Annotated in this window: 13 protein-coding genes and 1 pseudogene; all 14 read left to right on the forward strand. The window is 56.8% G+C overall.

The window, feature by feature from the left end; all coding sequences use genetic code 11:
- The first annotated feature begins 24 nt into the window (after positions 1-24).
- The 14 genes and pseudogenes from ispU (at position 25) to D7S44_RS14230 (ending at position 17,734) form a co-directional block, all read left to right on the forward strand.
- A complete protein-coding gene (gene ispU / locus D7S44_RS14165) occupies positions 25-777 on the forward strand; it encodes a (2E,6E)-farnesyl-diphosphate-specific ditrans,polycis-undecaprenyl-diphosphate synthase (protein ID WP_120455841.1) in 753 nt (250 codons plus the stop codon).
- Between the two features lie 18 nt (positions 778-795).
- Positions 796-1,653, forward strand: a complete 858-nt coding sequence (gene cdsA / locus D7S44_RS14170; RefSeq protein ID WP_120455843.1) for a phosphatidate cytidylyltransferase — start codon at positions 796-798, stop codon at positions 1,651-1,653.
- Positions 1,654-1,665: 12 nt separating this feature from the next.
- Positions 1,666-3,015, forward strand: coding sequence for a sigma E protease regulator RseP (gene rseP / locus D7S44_RS14175; RefSeq protein WP_120455844.1), 1,350 nt, complete (start codon positions 1,666-1,668; stop codon positions 3,013-3,015).
- A 51-nt stretch (positions 3,016-3,066) separates the two neighbouring features.
- A pseudogene (gene bamA / locus D7S44_RS14180) lies at positions 3,067-5,678 on the forward strand (outer membrane protein assembly factor BamA).
- A gap of 113 nt (positions 5,679-5,791) precedes the next feature.
- Complete coding sequence (gene skp / locus D7S44_RS14185; RefSeq protein ID WP_120455846.1) at positions 5,792-6,289, forward strand: molecular chaperone Skp; 498 nt, start codon at positions 5,792-5,794, stop codon at positions 6,287-6,289.
- A gap of 3 nt (positions 6,290-6,292) precedes the next feature.
- Entirely contained in the window at positions 6,293-7,318 is a 1,026-nt protein-coding gene (gene lpxD / locus D7S44_RS14190) for a UDP-3-O-(3-hydroxymyristoyl)glucosamine N-acyltransferase (RefSeq protein ID WP_120455848.1), read from the forward strand.
- A gap of 150 nt (positions 7,319-7,468) precedes the next feature.
- The gene (gene fabZ, locus D7S44_RS14195) at positions 7,469-7,924 is read left to right on the forward strand and encodes a 3-hydroxyacyl-ACP dehydratase FabZ (protein WP_013507953.1); all 456 of its coding nucleotides are present in this window, start codon (positions 7,469-7,471) and stop codon (positions 7,922-7,924) included.
- Positions 7,925-7,927: 3 nt separating this feature from the next.
- Positions 7,928-8,716 carry an acyl-ACP--UDP-N-acetylglucosamine O-acyltransferase gene (gene lpxA / locus D7S44_RS14200; RefSeq protein WP_120455850.1) on the forward strand — a complete coding sequence of 263 codons (789 nt, stop codon included), beginning with the start codon at positions 7,928-7,930 and terminating at the stop codon, positions 8,714-8,716.
- Positions 8,717-8,719: 3 nt separating this feature from the next.
- On the forward strand, positions 8,720-9,868 hold the full coding sequence (gene lpxB, locus D7S44_RS14205) for a lipid-A-disaccharide synthase (protein ID WP_120455852.1): 1,149 nt from the start codon (positions 8,720-8,722) through the stop codon (positions 9,866-9,868).
- The gene (gene rnhB, locus D7S44_RS14210) at positions 9,861-10,487 is read left to right on the forward strand and encodes a ribonuclease HII (protein ID WP_120455853.1); all 627 of its coding nucleotides are present in this window, start codon (positions 9,861-9,863) and stop codon (positions 10,485-10,487) included. The genes lpxB and rnhB overlap by 8 nt, the downstream gene beginning before the upstream one ends.
- A 31-nt stretch (positions 10,488-10,518) precedes the next feature.
- Positions 10,519-14,001: a DNA polymerase III subunit alpha gene (gene dnaE, locus D7S44_RS14215; protein WP_120455855.1), complete on the forward strand. Its 3,483-nt coding sequence runs from the start codon at positions 10,519-10,521 to the stop codon at positions 13,999-14,001.
- Between the two features lie 12 nt (positions 14,002-14,013).
- A complete protein-coding gene (gene accA, locus D7S44_RS14220) occupies positions 14,014-14,970 on the forward strand; it encodes an acetyl-CoA carboxylase carboxyl transferase subunit alpha (RefSeq protein WP_033749600.1) in 957 nt (318 codons plus the stop codon).
- Between the two features lie 147 nt (positions 14,971-15,117).
- Positions 15,118-17,256: a lysine decarboxylase LdcC gene (locus tag D7S44_RS14225; protein ID WP_120455857.1), complete on the forward strand. Its 2,139-nt coding sequence runs from the start codon at positions 15,118-15,120 to the stop codon at positions 17,254-17,256.
- A gap of 88 nt (positions 17,257-17,344) precedes the next feature.
- The gene (locus D7S44_RS14230) at positions 17,345-17,734 is read left to right on the forward strand and encodes a VOC family protein (protein WP_120455858.1); all 390 of its coding nucleotides are present in this window, start codon (positions 17,345-17,347) and stop codon (positions 17,732-17,734) included.
- The last annotated feature ends 40 nt before the right edge of the window (positions 17,735-17,774 follow it).

Consider the following 17,774-nt stretch of genomic DNA (forward strand, 5'->3'; position numbering starts at 1 on the left):
GACAACAGGAATTAATTACGCGTTATGTCGTCCAATAATCACAACAAAACCGATGACCAACAGGGAACGGGCCCACGTCACGTGGCTATCATTATGGATGGCAATGGTCGTTGGGCTAAAAATCAGGGAAAACTGCGTATTTCCGGCCATAAAGCGGGCGTAAAAGCGGTGCGCCGCTCCGTCAGCTTCGCCGTCAGCAATAATCTTGAAGCGCTGACGCTCTACGCCTTCAGCAGTGAAAACTGGAGCCGTCCGGCTCAGGAAGTCACTGCGCTGATGGAGCTGTTTGTCTGGGCGCTCGACAGTGAAGTAAAGAGCCTGCACAAGCACAACGTGCGTCTGCGCATCATCGGGGACGTGAGCCGTTTCAGTAACCGTATTCAGGAGCGTATTCGTCGCGCCGAGGAACTGACTCAGCAAAATAGTGGACTGACTCTCAATATTGCCGCGAACTATGGCGGACGTTGGGATATTATCCAGGGAGTGAAAAAACTCGCTGAACAGGTTCAGGAAGGTCTATTGCGTCCTGACCAGATCACCGAGGAGAACCTGTCTGCACATTTGTGCATGCAGGGGCTGGCTCCAGTGGATTTAGTGATAAGGACCGGGGGAGAGCATCGGATTAGCAACTTCCTGCTGTGGCAGATCGCCTATGCTGAGTTTTATTTTACCGATGTTCTCTGGCCTGATTTTGATGAACACGTTTTTGAAGGTGCACTGAATGCATTCTCTCTGCGGGAGCGTCGTTATGGCGGCGCTGCACCAGGCGGCGCCTGAGCAAACAGGGGGTAACCTTTGCTGAAGTCTCGTCTGATTACCGCGCTTATTCTCATTCCGCTGGTGATTGCTGCGCTTTTCTGGTTACCGCCCGTTGGTTTTGCGATTACGACGATTATCATCTGCATGCTGGGCGCCTGGGAGTGGGGCCAGCTTGCGGGCATGGCGTCGCGTCAACAGCGTATCTGGCTCTCTGTAATTTGCGGGCTGCTGCTGGCGGGGATGCTCTTTACCCTTCCTCCTTATCAGCGCGATGTTCATCTGCCGCAGGTTGCCGCTTCACTCTGGGCATCGCTGGCGTGGTGGATCGTGGCGCTGGTTCTGGTTCTCTTCTATCCGGCATCGGCCTCCCTGTGGCGTAATTCGCGTCCCCTGCGTCTGGTGTTTGGTATTCTCACGCTGATCCCGTTTTTCTGGGGCATGATGGCGCTGCGTCAGTATCACTACGACAGCGACCACTATGCGGGTGCATGGTGGCTGCTGTTCGTGATGTTTCTGGTGTGGGGCGCCGATTCCGGCGCCTATATGTTCGGTAAAATGTTCGGCAAGCATAAGCTGGCGCCCAAAGTATCGCCCGGAAAAACCTGGGAAGGCTTTCTCGGCGGTCTGGTCTCCTCCGCGCTGCTCGCCTGGCTGTTCGCCAGCTTCGCGCCGCTGAGCGTCTCCGCCGGTACGCTGATCGTCTGCGCCGTGCTGGCGACCCTCGCCTCGGTGCTGGGCGATTTGACCGAAAGCATGTTCAAACGTGAAGCGGGTATCAAAGACAGCGGCAACTTGATCCCGGGTCACGGCGGCATACTCGATCGCATCGACAGCCTGACTGCCGCGGTGCCGGTTTTCGCCTGTTTGTTGTTGCTGGTGTTCCGCACTCTCTGAGGACAGGCGTAGATGTTGAGTATATTGTGGAGTTTTGTCGCCTTTATCGTCGCCCTTGGCGTGCTCATCACCGTACATGAGTTCGGTCATTTCTGGGTGGCGCGCCGCTGCGGCGTACGCGTTGAGCGCTTCTCGATAGGTTTCGGCAAGGTGCTGTGGCAGCGCCGCGACCGTCAGGGCACCGAATATGTTATCGCGCTGATCCCGCTCGGGGGCTATGTCAAAATGCTCGACGAGCGCGTGGAAAGCGTGCCCGCCGAACTGCGTCATCAGGCTTTTAACAATAAAAGTATCTGGCAGCGCGCCTCGATTATTGCCGCTGGTCCCGTCGCTAACTTCATTTTCGCCATATTCGCCTACTGGGTCGTTTTTATTCACGGCGTGCCTGGCGTGCGTCCGGTGGTTGGCGAAATTGTGAACGGTTCGGTGGCGGCGGAAGCGCAAATTGCCAGCGGGATGGAACTTAAGGCGGTAGATGGCATCGAAACGCCTGACTGGGATGCCGTGCGTATGGCGCTGATCGGCAAAATCGGCGACGCACATACGGTGCTGACCGTCTCTCGCTTCGGCGAAGAGGCGACGCAGCAAAAAGATGTCGACCTGCGCAACTGGCAGTTTGAGCCAGACAAAGAGGATCCGGTTGTTGCGCTGGGCATACGTCCGCGTGGTCCGCAAATCGAAACCACGCTGGCGGAGGTTCAGGCAAAGTCGCCTGCGAGCGTTGCCGGTTTGCAAGCGGGCGACAGGATCGTTAAAGTCGATGGTCAGCCGTTAACGCAATGGCAGACTTTTGTGACGCAGGTACGGGATAATCCCGGCAAAAATATGGCTCTGGAGATTGATCGCGGCGGCGAGACGGTGCAGCTGACGTTAACGCCGGAAGCCAGGCCAGGCGCGAAAGCAGAAGGTTTCGCCGGGGTAATCCCACGCGTGATTCCGCTGCCAGAAGCCTATAAAACGGTAAGGCAGTATGGCGCGTTTGACGCTATTGGTGAGGCCAGCGCGAAAACCTGGCAACTGATGAAGCTGACGGTCTCCATGCTGGGCAAGTTAATTACCGGCGATGTGAAGCTGAACAACCTGAGCGGGCCGATTTCGATTGCGCAGGGTGCAGGATTGTCAGCGGAATACGGGATGATTTACTACCTGATGTTTCTGGCGTTGATTAGCGTCAACCTCGGAATCATCAATCTCTTCCCACTGCCGGTGTTAGATGGTGGGCATTTGCTCTTCCTGGCGATCGAAAAGATCAAAGGTGGACCGGTGTCCGAGCGAGTTCAGGACTTCAGTTATCGCATTGGCTCAATCCTGCTGGTGTTGTTAATGGGGCTTGCACTTTTCAATGATTTCTCACGTCTGTAATCGCTGGAACGCAGACAGACGCGGGATGTGTTAGGAAAACGCATAATAACGATGGCGATGAAAAAGTTGCTCATAGCGTCGCTGCTGTTTAGCAGCGCCACCGTTTACGGTGCAGACGATTTCGTGGTGAAGGATATTCATTTCGAAGGGCTGCAGCGAGTCGCCGTCGGCGCGGCTCTGCTGAGCATGCCGGTACGAGTTGGCGATACGGTTAATGACGAAGATGTCAAAAATACCATTCGTTCACTCTTTGCTACCGGCAACTTTGAGGATGTTCAGGTCCTGCGCGACGGAACTNGTTGGCGATACGGTTAATGACGAAGATGTCAAAAATACCATTCGTTCACTCTTTGCTACCGGCAACTTTGAGGATGTTCAGGTCCTGCGCGACGGAACTACGCTGATTGTTCAGGTTAAAGAACGTCCTACCATTGCCAGCATTACCTTTACCGGCAACAAAGCGGTGAAAGAGGATCAGCTCAAGCAAAACCTTGAGGCCTCTGGCGTACGCGTAGGCGAAGCTCTGGACCGCACCACCATCTCTTCGATTGAGAAGGGGCTGGAGGACTTCTACTACAGCGTCGGTAAATACACCGCTAACGTGAAGGCCGTGGTTACGCCGCTGCCGCGCAACCGCGTCGATCTGAAACTGGTCTTCACCGAAGGCGTCTCCGCCAAAATTCAGCAGATCAACATCGTTGGTAATAAGGCCTTCAGCTCTGACGAGCTGATCTCCCGTTTCCAGCTGCGCGACGAAGTGCCGTGGTGGAACGTGGTGGGCGATCGCAAGTATCAGAAGCAAAAACTGGCGGGCGACCTTGAGACGCTGCGCAGCTTCTATCTCGACCGCGGCTATGCGCGCTTCAATATCGATTCGACCCAGGTCAGCCTGACGCCGGATAAAAAAGGCATCTACATCACCGTTAACATCACCGAGGGCGATCAGTACAAAATCGCCGGTGTGATCGTCAACGGCAGCATGGCGGGCCACTCGGCAGAGATTGAACACCTGACGCAAATTCCATCGGGCGAGCTGTATAACGGCACCAAAGTCACCCAGATGGAANGTCAACGGCAGCATGGCGGGCCACTCGGCAGAGATTGAACACCTGACGCAAATTCCATCGGGCGAGCTGTATAACGGCACCAAAGTCACCCAGATGGAAGATGACATCAAGAAGCTGCTGGGCCGTTATGGTTACGCCTATCCGCGCGTGATGACGCAGCCTGAAATCAACGACGCCGATAAAACGGTGAAGCTGCATATCAGCGTGGACGCCGGCAACCGTTACTACGTGCGTAAAGTGCGCTTCGAGGGCAATGACACCTCGAAAGATGCGGTGCTGCGCCGTGAAATGCGCCAGATGGAAGGCGCATGGCTGGGCAGCGATCTGGTAGAGCAGGGCAAAGAGCGTCTGAACCGTACCGGCTACTTTGAAACGGTCGATGTCGACACGCAGCGCGTGCCGGGCGTGCCGGACCAGGTAGATGTGGTCTACAAGGTGAAAGAGCGCAACACCGGTACCTTTAACTTCGGCGTCGGCTACGGCACCGAAAGCGGCGTCAGCTTCCAGGTCGGCGTCACCCAGGATAACTGGCTGGGTACCGGTAACACGGTAAGCATCAGCGGCACCAAGAATGACTACCAGACCTACGCGGAATTCTCGCTGACCGATCCGTACTTTACGGTGGATGGCGTGAGCCTGGGCGGTCGCGTCTTCTACAACGACTTTAAAGCGGACGATGCGGATCTGTCGGACTACACCAACAAAAGTTACGGCGTAGACGGCACCCTGGGCTTCCCGGTCAACGAAAACAACACGCTGCGCGTTGGTCTGGGCTATGTGCACAATGACCTCTCCAACATGCAGCCGCAGGTGGCGATGTGGCGCTATCTCGACTCTGTCGGCAAGCCGCAGGAGCTTAACGACAAGGGCGACTTCTCCGCGGATGACTTCACCTTCAACTACGGCTGGACCTATAACACCCTGGATCGCGGCTTCTTCCCGACCGCGGGTAACCGTACCAACCTGAACGGTAAAGTCACTATCCCGGGCTCGGACAACAGCTTCTATAAAGCGACGCTGGATACCCAGCAGTATGTGCCGCTTAACCGCGATCGCACATGGGTGCTGTTAGGGCGCGGCCGCGTCGGTTATGGCGATGGTCTGGGCGGCAAAGAGATGCCGTTCTACGAGAACTTCTATGCGGGCGGCTCCAGTACCGTACGTGGTTTCCGCTCCAACACCATCGGTCCGAAAGCGGCTTACCTGAATGACGGCTCGTCAACCTGTACGCTGACCGATCCGAACGGCATCTGTAAGTCGAGCGACGCGGTAGGCGGCAACGCAATGGCGGTGGCCAGCCTGGAGCTGATTACCCCAACGCCGTTCCTGAGCGAAAAATACGCAAACTCGGTACGTACCTCTCTGTTCGTGGATGCGGGTACCGTCTGGGATACCAAGTGGCAGAATACGGAAGAAACCCGCGCCGCCGGCATCCCGGACTATAGCGATCCAAACAATATCCGCGTTTCGAGCGGTATTGCGCTGCAGTGGATGTCCCCGCTGGGACCGCTGGTCTTCTCTTATGCGCAGCCGGTCAAAAAAGTGGAAGGGGACAAATCAGAACAGTTCCAGTTTAACATTGGTAAAACCTGGTAAGGTTCTGAGCAAGGAAGCATAAGCTGAAGTCTTGCTACCGAACCGCGGTCTCTATAGTGGTTCGGAGCAAACACTGTGTCGCTGACACAAACGTTGATGGTAAGGAGTTTATAGTGAAAAAGTTGTTGTGTGCCGCAGGACTGGGTCTTGCTTTAGCTGTTTCCGCAGGCGCTCAGGCTGCTGACAAAATCGCAGTGGTAAACGTGTCCAGCATTTTCCAACAGTTACCGCAACGTGCGACCGTTGCTAAACAGCTGGAAAACGAGTTCAAAGGCCGCGCAACCGAGCTGCAGAGCCAGGAACGCGACCTGCAGACTAAAATGCAGCGCCTGCAGCGCGACGGTTCAACCATGAAGGCTAGCGATCGCAGCCGCATGGAAAAAGACGTTATGTCGCAGCGCGAAGCTTTCTCTTCTAAAGCCCAGGCTTTTGAGCAGGATAACCGTCGTCGTCAGATGGAAGAGCGTAACAAACTGCTGAGCCGTATTCAGGACGCCGTGAAGAAAGTGGCAAGCGATGAAGGTTATGACGTGGTGATCGACGCCAACGCTGTGGCTTACGCGTCAAACGCGAAAGACATTACTGCTGACGTGCTGAAACAGGTTAAATAATCGATGTCATCAATTCGACTGGCTGATTTAGCCCAGCAGTTGGATGCAGAATTGCACGGAGATGGCGATATCGCCATCTCCGGCATTGCTTCTATGCAATCCGCCCAAACCGGCCAAATCACATTTCTTAGCAACAGCCGCTACCGCGAGCAACTCGTCCAGTGTCAGGCATCGGCCGTGGTGCTGACGGAAGCGGATCTGGAGTGGTGTCACACGGCCGCGCTGGTGGTGAAAAATCCCTATCTGACCTATGCACGCATGGCTCAGCTGCTGGATACTACGCCGCAGCCTGCACAAAATATCGCGCCCAGCGCGGTAATCGATCCCAGCGCGAAGCTGGGGCAAAACGTCTCTGTCGGCGCTAACGCGGTAATCGAATCTGACGTAGTGCTGGGCGACAACGTGGTGATCGGCGCGGGCTGCTTCGTCGGTAAAAAGACGCGCATCGGCAACAATAGCCGTCTCTGGGCTAACGTAACCGTCTACCATGAAATCGAAATCGGTCAGGATTGTCTGATTCAGTCCGGCACCGTTATTGGCGCGGACGGTTTCGGTTACGCCAACGATCGCGGTAATTGGGTGAAAATCCCGCAGCTTGGCGCTGTAATTATCGGCGATCGAGTAGAAATCGGTGCCTGTACCACTATCGATCGTGGCGCGCTGGATAACACTCTGATCGGCAATGGTGTTATCATAGACAACCAGTGTCAGATCGCACACAACGTGGTTATTGGCGACAATACCGCGGTTGCGGGTGGTGTGATCATGGCGGGTAGTTTGAAAATTGGACGTTACTGTATGATTGGCGGCGCCAGCGTCATTAACGGCCATATGGAAATCTGTGACAAGGTGACCGTGACCGGTATGGGCATGGTTATGCGTCCTATCACAGAGCCTGGGGTATACTCCTCGGGCATTCCGCTACAACCCAATAAAACCTGGCGCAAAACTGCAGCGCTGGTGATGAACATCGATGACATGAGCAAGCGCTTAAAAGCCATCGAGCGGAAGGTCGGCAAAGACGACTAAACGCCATCCCACCTGCGACCGGCTTGCTAATAAAAATGTTAAGCAGGTAAGCCAGGCGCCATTGAACCGATTTCGGCCTGCGGAGGATCATTTTGATCTGTGCAGGCCGTGTTATTGATGTCATCAGATTTTTAGGACAGGAAGAGTATTTTGACTACTGAAACTCATACTCTGAAAATTGAAGAAATTTTAGAGCTGCTGCCGCACCGCTACCCGTTTCTGCTGGTTGATCGCGTGCTGGAGTTTGAAGAGCACAAGTATCTGCGCGCCGTTAAGAACGTCTCTGTTAATGAACCGTTTTTCCAGGGGCATTTCCCTGGTAAACCGATTTTCCCTGGCGTTCTGATCCTCGAAGCGATGGCGCAGGCTACCGGTATTCTGGCGTTCAAAAGCGTTGGTAAACTGGAGCCGGGCGAGCTCTACTATTTCGCCGGCATCGACGAAGCCCGTTTCAAGCGTCCGGTCGTACCGGGCGATCAAATGATCATGGAAGTGACTTTCGAAAAAACCCGCCGCGGTTTGACGCGCTTTAAAGGCGTTGCTACCGTTGACGGCAAGATTGTCTGTGAAGCGACCATGATGTGTGCCCGTAGCCGGGAGGCATAATCTGTGATTGATCCAACCGCCACCATCCATGCCAGTTCCGTCATCGAAGAAGGGGCCGTTATCGGTCCCAACGTTCACATTGGCCCGTTCTGCTTTATCGGCGCGCATGTGGAGATCGGTGAAGGCACGGTCCTGAAGTCGCACGTGGTCATTAATGGCCATACGCGTATCGGGAAAGATAACCAGATCTATCAGTTCGCCTCTATCGGCGAAGTGAATCAGGATCTTAAATACGCTGGCGAGCCGACCCGCGTTGAAGTGGGCGATCGCAACCGCATCCGCGAAAGCGTGACCATTCATCGCGGCACCGTGCAGGGCGGCGGCGTCACCACCATCGGCAGCGATAACCTGTTGATGGTGAATGCGCACATTGCGCATGACTGCGTGATCGGCAACCGCTGCATTTTCGCCAACAACGCCACGCTGGGCGGCCACGTTACCGTGGACGACTTCGCGATTATCGGCGGCATGACGGCGGTGCATCAATGGTGCACTATCGGCGCGCACGTGATGGTCGGTGGTTGTTCAGGCGTCGCGCAGGATGTGCCGCCCTACGTTATCGCGCAGGGCAACCATGCGACGCCGTTCGGCATCAATATCGAAGGTCTGAAGCGTCGCGGCTTCAGCAAAGAGGCGCTGCACGCCATTCGCAACGCTTATAAACTGCTGTACCGCAGCAACAAAACGCTGGACGAAGCCAAGCCGGAAATTGAAGCGCTGGCGAAGCAGCATAGCGAAGTGCAGCCCTTCTACGACTTCTTTGCTCGTTCTACGCGTGGGTTGATTCGTTAATTCATGTCAGTGCGTCCCCTTACGATAGCCCTGGTCGCCGGAGAAACCTCCGGCGATATTCTTGGTGCCGGTCTGATCCGCGCGCTGAAAGCGCGTCATCCTGATGCCCGTTTCGTTGGTGTGGCAGGCCCGCGCATGCAGGCCGAAGGCTGCGAAACCTGGTATGAGATGGAAGAGCTGGCGGTGATGGGCATAGTGGAAGTGCTGGGCCGCCTGCCGCGCCTGATGAAAATTGGCCGGGATCTGACGCAGCGCTTTACCGAACTGAAGCCGGACGTTTTCGTCGGCATTGATGCGCCCGATTTCAATATCACGCTGGAAGGGCGGCTGAAGCGCAACGGCATCCGCACCATTCACTACGTCAGCCCGTCGGTCTGGGCGTGGCGGCAAAAGCGCGTGTTTAAAATCGGCCGCAACACTAATCTGGTGCTCGCGTTTCTGCCGTTTGAAAAAGCCTTCTACGATCGTTTTAACGTGCCGTGCCGCTTTATCGGCCACACCATGGCGGATGCGATGCCGCTGCAGCCGGACAAGCCGGCCGCGCGCCGCGCGCTGGATATTAGCGACGAGGCGCTCTGCCTTGCGCTGCTGCCCGGCAGCCGACATGCGGAAGTAGAGATGCTCAGCGCCGACTTTTTACGCGCGGCGCAGCTGCTGCGCGTGCGCTATCCGGCGCTGGAGATCGTCGTGCCGCTGGTCAATGCGAAACGTCGTGCGCAGTTCGAACAGATCAAAGCCGAAGTCGCGCCTGAATTGCCGATGCACCTGCTGGATGGTAAAGGTCGCGAAGCGATGATTGCGAGCGACGCCGCGATTCTTGCATCCGGTACCGCCGCGCTGGAGTGTATGCTGGCAAAATGTCCGATGGTGGTCGGCTATCGTATGAAGCCCTCGACCTTCTGGCTGGCGAAGCGGCTGGTGAAGACGCCATACGTCTCGCTGCCTAACTTGCTGGCGGGACGCGAACTGGTGAAAGAGCTGCTGCAGGAAGAGTGCGAACCGCACGCGCTGGCGGCGGCGCTGGAACCGCTGCTGCACGCCGGTCCGCAACGCGATGCGCTGCTCGCGACCTTTAGCGAGCTGCATCAGCAGATCCGCTGGAACGCAGATGAACAGGCAGCGGACGCCGTACTGGAGATCGCCAATGGCTGATTTTATCTATCCCAATGCCCGCCTGATTGCGGGCGTTGACGAAGTGGGCCGCGGTCCGCTGGTCGGCGCGGTCGTCACGGCGGCGGTTATTCTCGATCCGGCCAGTCCGATTCAGGGCCTGGCCGACTCAAAAAAGCTCTCTGAAAAACGCCGCCTCGCGTTATTCGACGAGATTAAAGAAAAAGCGCTGGCGTGGAGCTTAGGCCGCGCCGAGCCGGAAGAGATCGACCAGCTCAATATTCTGCACGCCACTATGCTGGCGATGCAGCGTGCGGTGGCGGGGCTGACGATAACGCCCGATTTCGTGCTGGTAGACGGCAACCGCACTCCCGCGCTGCCGATGCCGTCGCAGGCGGTGGTGAAAGGCGACAGCCTGGTGGCTGAAATCAGCGCGGCGTCGATTATCGCTAAAGTGTCGCGCGATCGCGAAATGGCTGAGCTGGATCGGCTCTTTCCTGAGTATGGCTTTGCGCAGCACAAAGGCTATCCTACCGCGCTGCATATGGAAAAACTGACGCAACACGGCGCGACGCCGCACCATCGCCGCAGCTTTGCGCCGGTGCGCAACGCCCTGATCGACGCTGAAGTTCTGGCCGCTGGCCAGCCAGCTACGCTTTAATAGCCTGACGCTGTTTTAACCGGAAACTGATATGGCTGAACCCCGTTTTATACATCTGCGTGTCCACAGTGACTACTCGATGGTCGATGGCCTGGCGAAAACCGGGCCGCTGGTCAAAAAGGCGGCTGCGCTGGGCATGCCCGCTCTCGCTATCACGGACTTTACCAACCTTTGCGGGCTGGTGCGTTTCTACGGCAGCGCGCACGGCGCGGGGATCAAACCGATTATCGGCGCGGACTTTAAGGTTGCCAGCGAGCTGATGGGCGACGAGCTGACGCAGCTGACGGTGCTGGCCGCGAACAATACCGGCTATCAGAACCTGACGCTGCTTATCTCCCGCGCCTATCAGCGCGGCTACGGCATTGCCGGTCCGGTTATCGACCGCGACTGGCTGGTGGAGCTGGGCGAAGGATTAATTCTGCTCTCTGGCGGACGCTGCGGCGATGTGGGCCGCAGCCTGCTGCGTGGCAACAGCGCGCTGGTTGCACAGTGCCTGAGCTTTTATCAGACGCACTTTCCCGATCGCTACTACCTTGAGCTGGTGCGTACCGGCCGCGCCGACGAGGAGAGCTATCTCCATGCCGCGGTTGAACTCGCCATCGCCGAGGGCGTACCGGTGGTCGCCACCAACGAAGTCTGCTTCCTCAATGAAGAGGATTTCGACGCGCATGAAATCCGCGTGGCGATCCACGACGGCTATACGCTGGACGATCCCAAGCGTCCGCGCAACTACAGTCCTCAGCAATATATGCGCAGCGAAGAGGAGATGTGCGAGCTTTTCTCGGACATCCCGGAAGCGCTGGAAAACAGCGTAGAGATTGCTAAGCGCTGCAACGTCACGGTACGCCTCGGCGAATATTTCCTGCCGCAGTTCCCGACCGGCGACATGACCACCGAAGATTTCCTGGTGATGAAGTCGCGCGAAGGTCTGGAGGAGCGCCTTGAGTTCCTCTTTCCCGACCCGGAAGTGCGCGCGCAGAAGCGCCCTGAATATGATGAGCGTCTGGAGATCGAGCTCAACGTTATCAACCAGATGGGCTTCCCCGGCTACTTCCTGATCGTGATGGAGTTTATCCAGTGGTCGAAAGATAACGGCATTCCGGTAGGGCCAGGACGCGGCTCCGGCGCCGGTTCGCTGGTTGCCTACGCGCTGAAAATCACCGATCTCGATCCGCTGGAGTTCGACCTGCTGTTTGAACGTTTCCTTAACCCGGAACGCGTCTCGATGCCTGACTTCGACGTCGACTTCTGTATGGAAAAGCGTGACCAGGTCATCGATCACGTCGCCGAAATGTACGGACGTGAGGCGGTATCGCAGATCATCACCTTCGGCACCATGGCGGCGAAAGCGGTTATTCGCGACGTTGGCCGCGTGCTGGGTCATCCCTATGGCTTTGTCGATCGCATCTCTAAACTGATCCCGCCCGATCCCGGTATGACGCTGGAAAAAGCGTTCGCTGTCGAACCGCAGCTGCCGGAAATGTACGACGCGGACGAAGAGGTCAAGGCGCTGATCGATATGGCGCGCAAGCTGGAAGGCGTAACGCGTAACGCCGGTAAGCATGCCGGCGGCGTGGTGATCGCCCCGACGCAGATCACCGACTTCGCGCCGCTCTACTGCGACGAGAACGGCAACCATCCGGTCACGCAGTTCGATAAAAATGACGTGGAGTACGCCGGTCTGGTGAAGTTCGACTTCCTGGGGCTGCGTACGCTCACCATCATCGACTGGGCGCTGAAGATGATCAATCCGCGCCGGGAGAAGCAGGGCCTGCCGCCGATCGATATCGCCGCGATTCCGCTGGATGATAAAAAAAGCTTCGATATGCTGCAGCGTGCGGAAACCACGGCGGTGTTCCAGCTTGAATCGCGCGGCATGAAAGATCTTATCAAGCGTCTGAAGCCTGACTGCTTTGAAGATATGATCGCGCTGGTGGCGCTGTTCCGTCCCGGCCCGCTGCAGTCGGGCATGGTAGATAACTTTATCGACCGTAAACACGGACGCGAAGCGATCTCCTATCCCGATATCCAGTGGCAGCATGAAAGCCTGAAGCCGGTGCTTGAGCCTACCTACGGCATTATCCTTTATCAGGAACAGGTCATGCAGATCGCCCAAGTGCTCTCCGGCTATACTCTGGGCGGCGCGGATATGCTGCGCCGCGCAATGGGTAAAAAGAAGCCGGAAGAGATGGCCAAGCAGCGCTCGGTGTTTAAAGAGGGCGCGGAGCGCATGGGTATCGACGGTGAACTGTCGATGAAGATTTTCGACCTGGTGGAGAAATTCGCCGGTTATGGCTTTAACAAATCGCACTCGGCCGCCTATGCGCTGGTCTCTTACCAGACGCTGTGGCTGAAGGCGCACTATCCGGCTGAGTTTATGGCGGCGGTGATGACCGCCGATATGGACAACACCGAGAAGGTGGTCGGCCTGGTGGATGAGTGCTGGCGTATGGGCCTGAAGGTACTGCCGCCTGATATCAACTCCGGGCTCTATCAGTTCCACGTCAACGACGATGGCGAGATCGTTTACGGCATCGGCGCGATCAAAGGCGTCGGCGAAGGCCCGATCGAAGCGATCCTTGAGGCGCGCAACCAGGATGGTTATTTCCGCGAGCTGTTCGATCTCTGCGCGCGCACCGATACCAAAAAGATCAACCGCCGCGTGATGGAGAAGCTGATCATGTCCGGCGCCTTCGATCGTCTTGGTCCGCACCGCGCAGCGCTGATGAGCTCGCTCGGCGACGCGCTGAAAGCGGCGGATCAGCACGCCAAAGCGGAGGCGATAGGCCAGGCCGATATGTTCGGTGTGCTGGCGGAAGAGCCGGAGCAGGTTGAAAAATCCTACGCCAGCGTAACGCCCTGGCCGGAGCAGGTGCAGCTTGATGGCGAGCGTGAAACGCTCGGACTCTATCTCACCGGCCACCCGATTAATCAGTACCTGAAAGAGATAGAGCGCTATGTGGGCGGCATGCGCCTGAAGGACATGCATCCTACCGAGCGTGGTAAAATTACCGTCGCTGCCGGTCTGGTAGTGGCGGCCCGCGTGATGGTGACCAAGCGCGGCAACCGAATTGGTATCTGTACTCTGGACGACCGCTCCGGGCGTCTGGAGGTGATGTTATTTACCGATGCGTTAGACAAATACCAGCAGTTGCTGGAGAAAGACCGTATCCTGATCGTCAGCGGACAGGTCAGCTTTGATGACTTCAGCGGCGGCCTTAAAATGACCGCCCGTGAAGTCATGGACATTGACGAAGCGCGCGAAAAATACGCGCGCGGACTTGCTATCTCGCTGACGGACAGGCAAATTGATGACCAGCTATTAAACCGGCTCCGCCAGTCTCTTGAGCCCCATCGCTCAGGGACGATTCCGGTGAATCTCTACTATCAGAGAGCCGACGCGCGAGCGAAGCTACGCTTTGGTGCAGCGTGGCGTATTTCGCCCAGCGATCGCCTGCTCAACGAATTACGTTCGTTGATAGGGTCGGAGCAGGTTGAACTGGAGTTTGACTAAAACAGGAACATTATGAGTCTTAATTACCTGGATTTTGAACAGCCGATCGCTGAACTTGAAGCGAAAATTGATTCGCTTACGTCGATTGGTCGTCAGGATGATAAACACATTAATCTGGATGAAGAGGTGCAGCGTCTGCGCGAAAAAAGCGTTGAGCTGACCCGTAAAATCTTCGCCGATTTAGGCGCATGGCAGGTCGCGCAGCTGGCGCGTCATCCGCTGCGTCCTTATACGCTGGACTATGTTCGCAACGCTTTTGACGACTTTGACGAGCTGGCTGGCGATCGCGCCTATGCCGACGACAAAGCCATTGTCGGCGGTATCGCCCGTCTCGACGGCCGCCCGGTCATGATCATTGGTCATCAAAAAGGTCGCGAAACTAAAGAGAAAATCCGCCGCAACTTCGGTATGCCGGCGCCGGAAGGCTACCGTAAAGCGCTGCGTCTGATGGAGATGGCCGAGCGCTTCAAGATGCCGCTGATCACCTTTATCGACACACCGGGCGCCTATCCAGGCGTCGGCGCGGAAGAACGCGGCCAGTCGGAAGCGATCGCCCGCAATCTGCGCGAAATGTCTGGTCTGAAAATCCCGGTCATCTGCACCGTGATTGGCGAAGGCGGCTCCGGCGGCGCGCTGGCGATCGGCGTTGGCGACAAAGTGAACATGCTGCAGTACAGCACCTATTCGGTGATCTCGCCGGAAGGCTGCGCCTCGATTCTGTGGAAAAGCGCGGATAAAGCCCCGCTGGCGGCAGAAGCGATGGGCATCACGGCCAACCGTCTGAAAGAGCTGAAGCTGATTGACTCAATTATCCCCGAACCGCTGGGCGGCGCGCATCGTCAGCCGGTGGATATGGCGCTGTCGCTGAAAAACCAGCTGCTGGCCGATCTCGCCGATCTCGATACGCTGAGCACCGAAGAGCTGCTCGACCGTCGTTATCAGCGTCTGATGAGCTACGGCTACGCTTAACAGCGCAAATCTTTGATAAAGCGGACTTCGGTCCGCTTTTTTTATGCCTTTCTTTTGCCAGCCATCAACAGAGGAGAGCATTCCGACAGCTCGCCGCCGCTATCCTTCGCTATGATTAGCCATGCCACATTAAAAGGGAGGTGCGCATTGAATATTCTGGCGATGATGGGTTCACACGGCATGTTTTATAAAGACGAGCCGCTGCGCGAACTGACAACGGCGCTGACGCAGCAGGGCTTTCAGCTTATTTATCCAACCAGTATCGACGACCTGCTTAAGCTGATAGAGCATAACCCACGCATCTGCGGCGTTATCTTTGACTGGGACGCGCATAACAGCCCGGCGCTCTGTGCGGATATCAACCAGCTTAATGAGTACCTGCCGCTCTACGCCTTTATCAACACCCATTCGCAGATGGATGTCAGCATCAATGAGATGCGCATGGCGCTTCATTTCTTTGAATACGCGCTGAGCGCCGCGGATGATATCGCGCTCCATATTCGCCAGTACACCGACGACTACATCGACCATATTACGCCGCCGCTGACCAAAGCGCTGTTTACCTATGTGAAAGAGGGTAAGTACACCTTCTGTACGCCCGGCCACATGGGCGGCACCGCCTTTCAAAAAAGCCCGGTCGGCAGTCTCTTCTACGACTTCTTCGGCGCGAACACGCTAAAGGCGGATATTTCTATCTCGGTAACGGAGCTGGGCTCGCTGCTCGATCATACCGGCCCGCATCTGGAGGCGGAGGAGTATGTCGCCAGAACCTTCGGTGCCGAACAGAGCTATATGGTGACCAACGGCACCTCAACCTCGAATAAAATCGTCGGCATGTATGCGGCACCGACGGGCAGCACGGTATTAATCGACCGCAACTGTCATAAATCGCTGACCCATTTGCTGATGATGAGCGATCTGGTGCCCATCTGGCTGAAGCCGACGCGTAACGCGCTGGGCATTCTCGGCGGCATTCCCAAACGAGAGTTTACCCGTGCCAGCATTGAGCAGAAGGTAGCGAATACCGCGCGCGCCAGCTGGCCGGTGCACGCCGTGATCACCAATTCCACCTACGATGGCCTGCTTTATAACACCCAGTACATCAAGCAGACCCTGGAGGTGCCGTCGATCCATTTTGATTCCGCCTGGGTGCCCTATACCAATTTTCACCCCATCTATGAGGGGAAAAGCGGTATGAGCGGCGAGCGCACGCCCGGCAAGGTGATTTATGAAACCCAGTCGACGCACAAGCTGCTGGCGGCCTTCTCGCAGGCGTCGCTGATCCATATTAAAGGCGACTACGACGAGCATACCTTTAATGAAGCCTACATGATGCACACCACCACCTCGCCCAACTATGCGATTGTATCGTCGATTGAAACAGCGGCGGCGATGCTGCGCGGCAACCCAGGCAAGCGGCTGATCAACCGCTCGGTGGAGCGCGCGCTGCATTTTCGCCGGGAGATCCAGCGCCTGCGGGAGGAGTCCGACAGCTGGTTCTTTGATATCTGGCAGCCGGAGCATGTGGACGAAGCGGAGTGCTGGCCGATCCAGCCGGGCGATGAAGCCTGGCACGGTTTTACCCAGGCGGACGCCGATCATATGTATCTCGATCCCATCAAGGTAACTATTCTGACACCAGGCATGAGCGAGCTGGGCGAGATGGCGGACGAAGGGATCCCGGCGGCGCTGGTGGCGAAATTCCTTGATGAGCGCGGCATCGTCGTAGAGAAGACCGGCCCATACAATCTGCTGTTTCTGTTCAGCATCGGCATCGATAAGACCCGGGCGATGAGCGTGCTGCGCGGCCTGACCGAGTTTAAGCGCGCCTACGATCTTAATCTGCGGGTGAAAAACATGCTGCCGGATCTCTATGCCGAAGATCCCGACTTCTACCGCAATATGCGCATCCAGACGCTGGCGCAGGGGATCCATCAGCTGATCCGCCAGCACGATCTGCCGCGCCTGATGTTAAAGGCGTTCGACGTGTTGCCTGAGATGAAAATGACGCCGTATCAGGCGTTCCAGCAGCAGGTGCAGGGCAGAGTGGAAACGGTGGATCTGAGCCAGCTGGTAGGACGCGTTTCTGCCAATATGATCCTGCCCTATCCCCCAGGCGTACCGCTGGTGATGCCGGGCGAAATGATTACCGAAGAGAGCCGCGCGGTGCTCGATTTCCTGCTGATGCTCTGCACTATTGGCCGTCACTATCCGGGCTTCGAGACCGATATTCACGGCGCGACGCTGACCGAAGAGGGGAATTATCGCGTGCGCGTGCTGAAATAACGGAAAAATGCAGCGGCTTCAGACAATTGCGCATTGCAAGCCGCTGCTGCACGTCTCAGGATAAGCAAAACAGTCAGGGAGTCTTTTTATGTTGCAGTTATCTTCTGTTCACCATATCGCCATCATCGCCACAGATTATGCGCGCAGTAAGGCCTTTTACTGCGATGTGCTCGGCTTCAGCCTGATGAGCGAGGTTTACCGCGAGGCGCGTGATTCGTGGAAAGGCGATCTGGCGCTGAACGGCCAGTACACGATCGAACTTTTCTCGTTTCCTTCTCCGCCGGCACGCGTCAGCCATCCCGAAGCCTGCGGCCTGCGTCATCTGGCCTTTACCGTGCCGGACGTAGCGGCGGCGGTCGCGACACTGGCGGAAAAAGGGGTGACGTGCGAGCCAATCCGCATCGACGATCTGACCGGCAAGCAGTGCACCTTCTTTGCCGATCCGGATGGTTTGCCGCTGGAGCTCTATCAGGCGTAAAATAGCGCGCGCGGAGGGCCGCATCCGGCGGCCCTGATTC

The organism is Pantoea piersonii, from assembly GCF_003612015.1.
Lineage (GTDB): Bacteria > Pseudomonadota > Gammaproteobacteria > Enterobacterales > Enterobacteriaceae > Pantoea > Pantoea piersonii.

What these genes read in the sequence shown, in the direction of transcription:
- dnaE (WP_120455855.1), top strand. Translation starts at nt 10,519, where the DNA reads ATGGCTGAACCCCGTTTTATACATCTGCGTGTCCACAGTGACTACTCG.
- ispU (WP_120455841.1), top strand. Translation starts at nt 25, where the DNA reads ATGTCGTCCAATAATCACAACAAAACCGATGACCAACAGGGAACGGGC.
- accA (WP_033749600.1), top strand. Translation starts at nt 14,014, where the DNA reads ATGAGTCTTAATTACCTGGATTTTGAACAGCCGATCGCTGAACTTGAA.
- D7S44_RS14230 (WP_120455858.1), top strand. Translation starts at nt 17,345, where the DNA reads ATGTTGCAGTTATCTTCTGTTCACCATATCGCCATCATCGCCACAGAT.
- rnhB (WP_120455853.1), top strand. Translation starts at nt 9,861, where the DNA reads ATGGCTGATTTTATCTATCCCAATGCCCGCCTGATTGCGGGCGTTGAC.
- rseP (WP_120455844.1), top strand. Translation starts at nt 1,666, where the DNA reads ATGTTGAGTATATTGTGGAGTTTTGTCGCCTTTATCGTCGCCCTTGGC.
- lpxD (WP_120455848.1), top strand. Translation starts at nt 6,293, where the DNA reads ATGTCATCAATTCGACTGGCTGATTTAGCCCAGCAGTTGGATGCAGAA.
- lpxB (WP_120455852.1), top strand. Translation starts at nt 8,720, where the DNA reads ATGTCAGTGCGTCCCCTTACGATAGCCCTGGTCGCCGGAGAAACCTCC.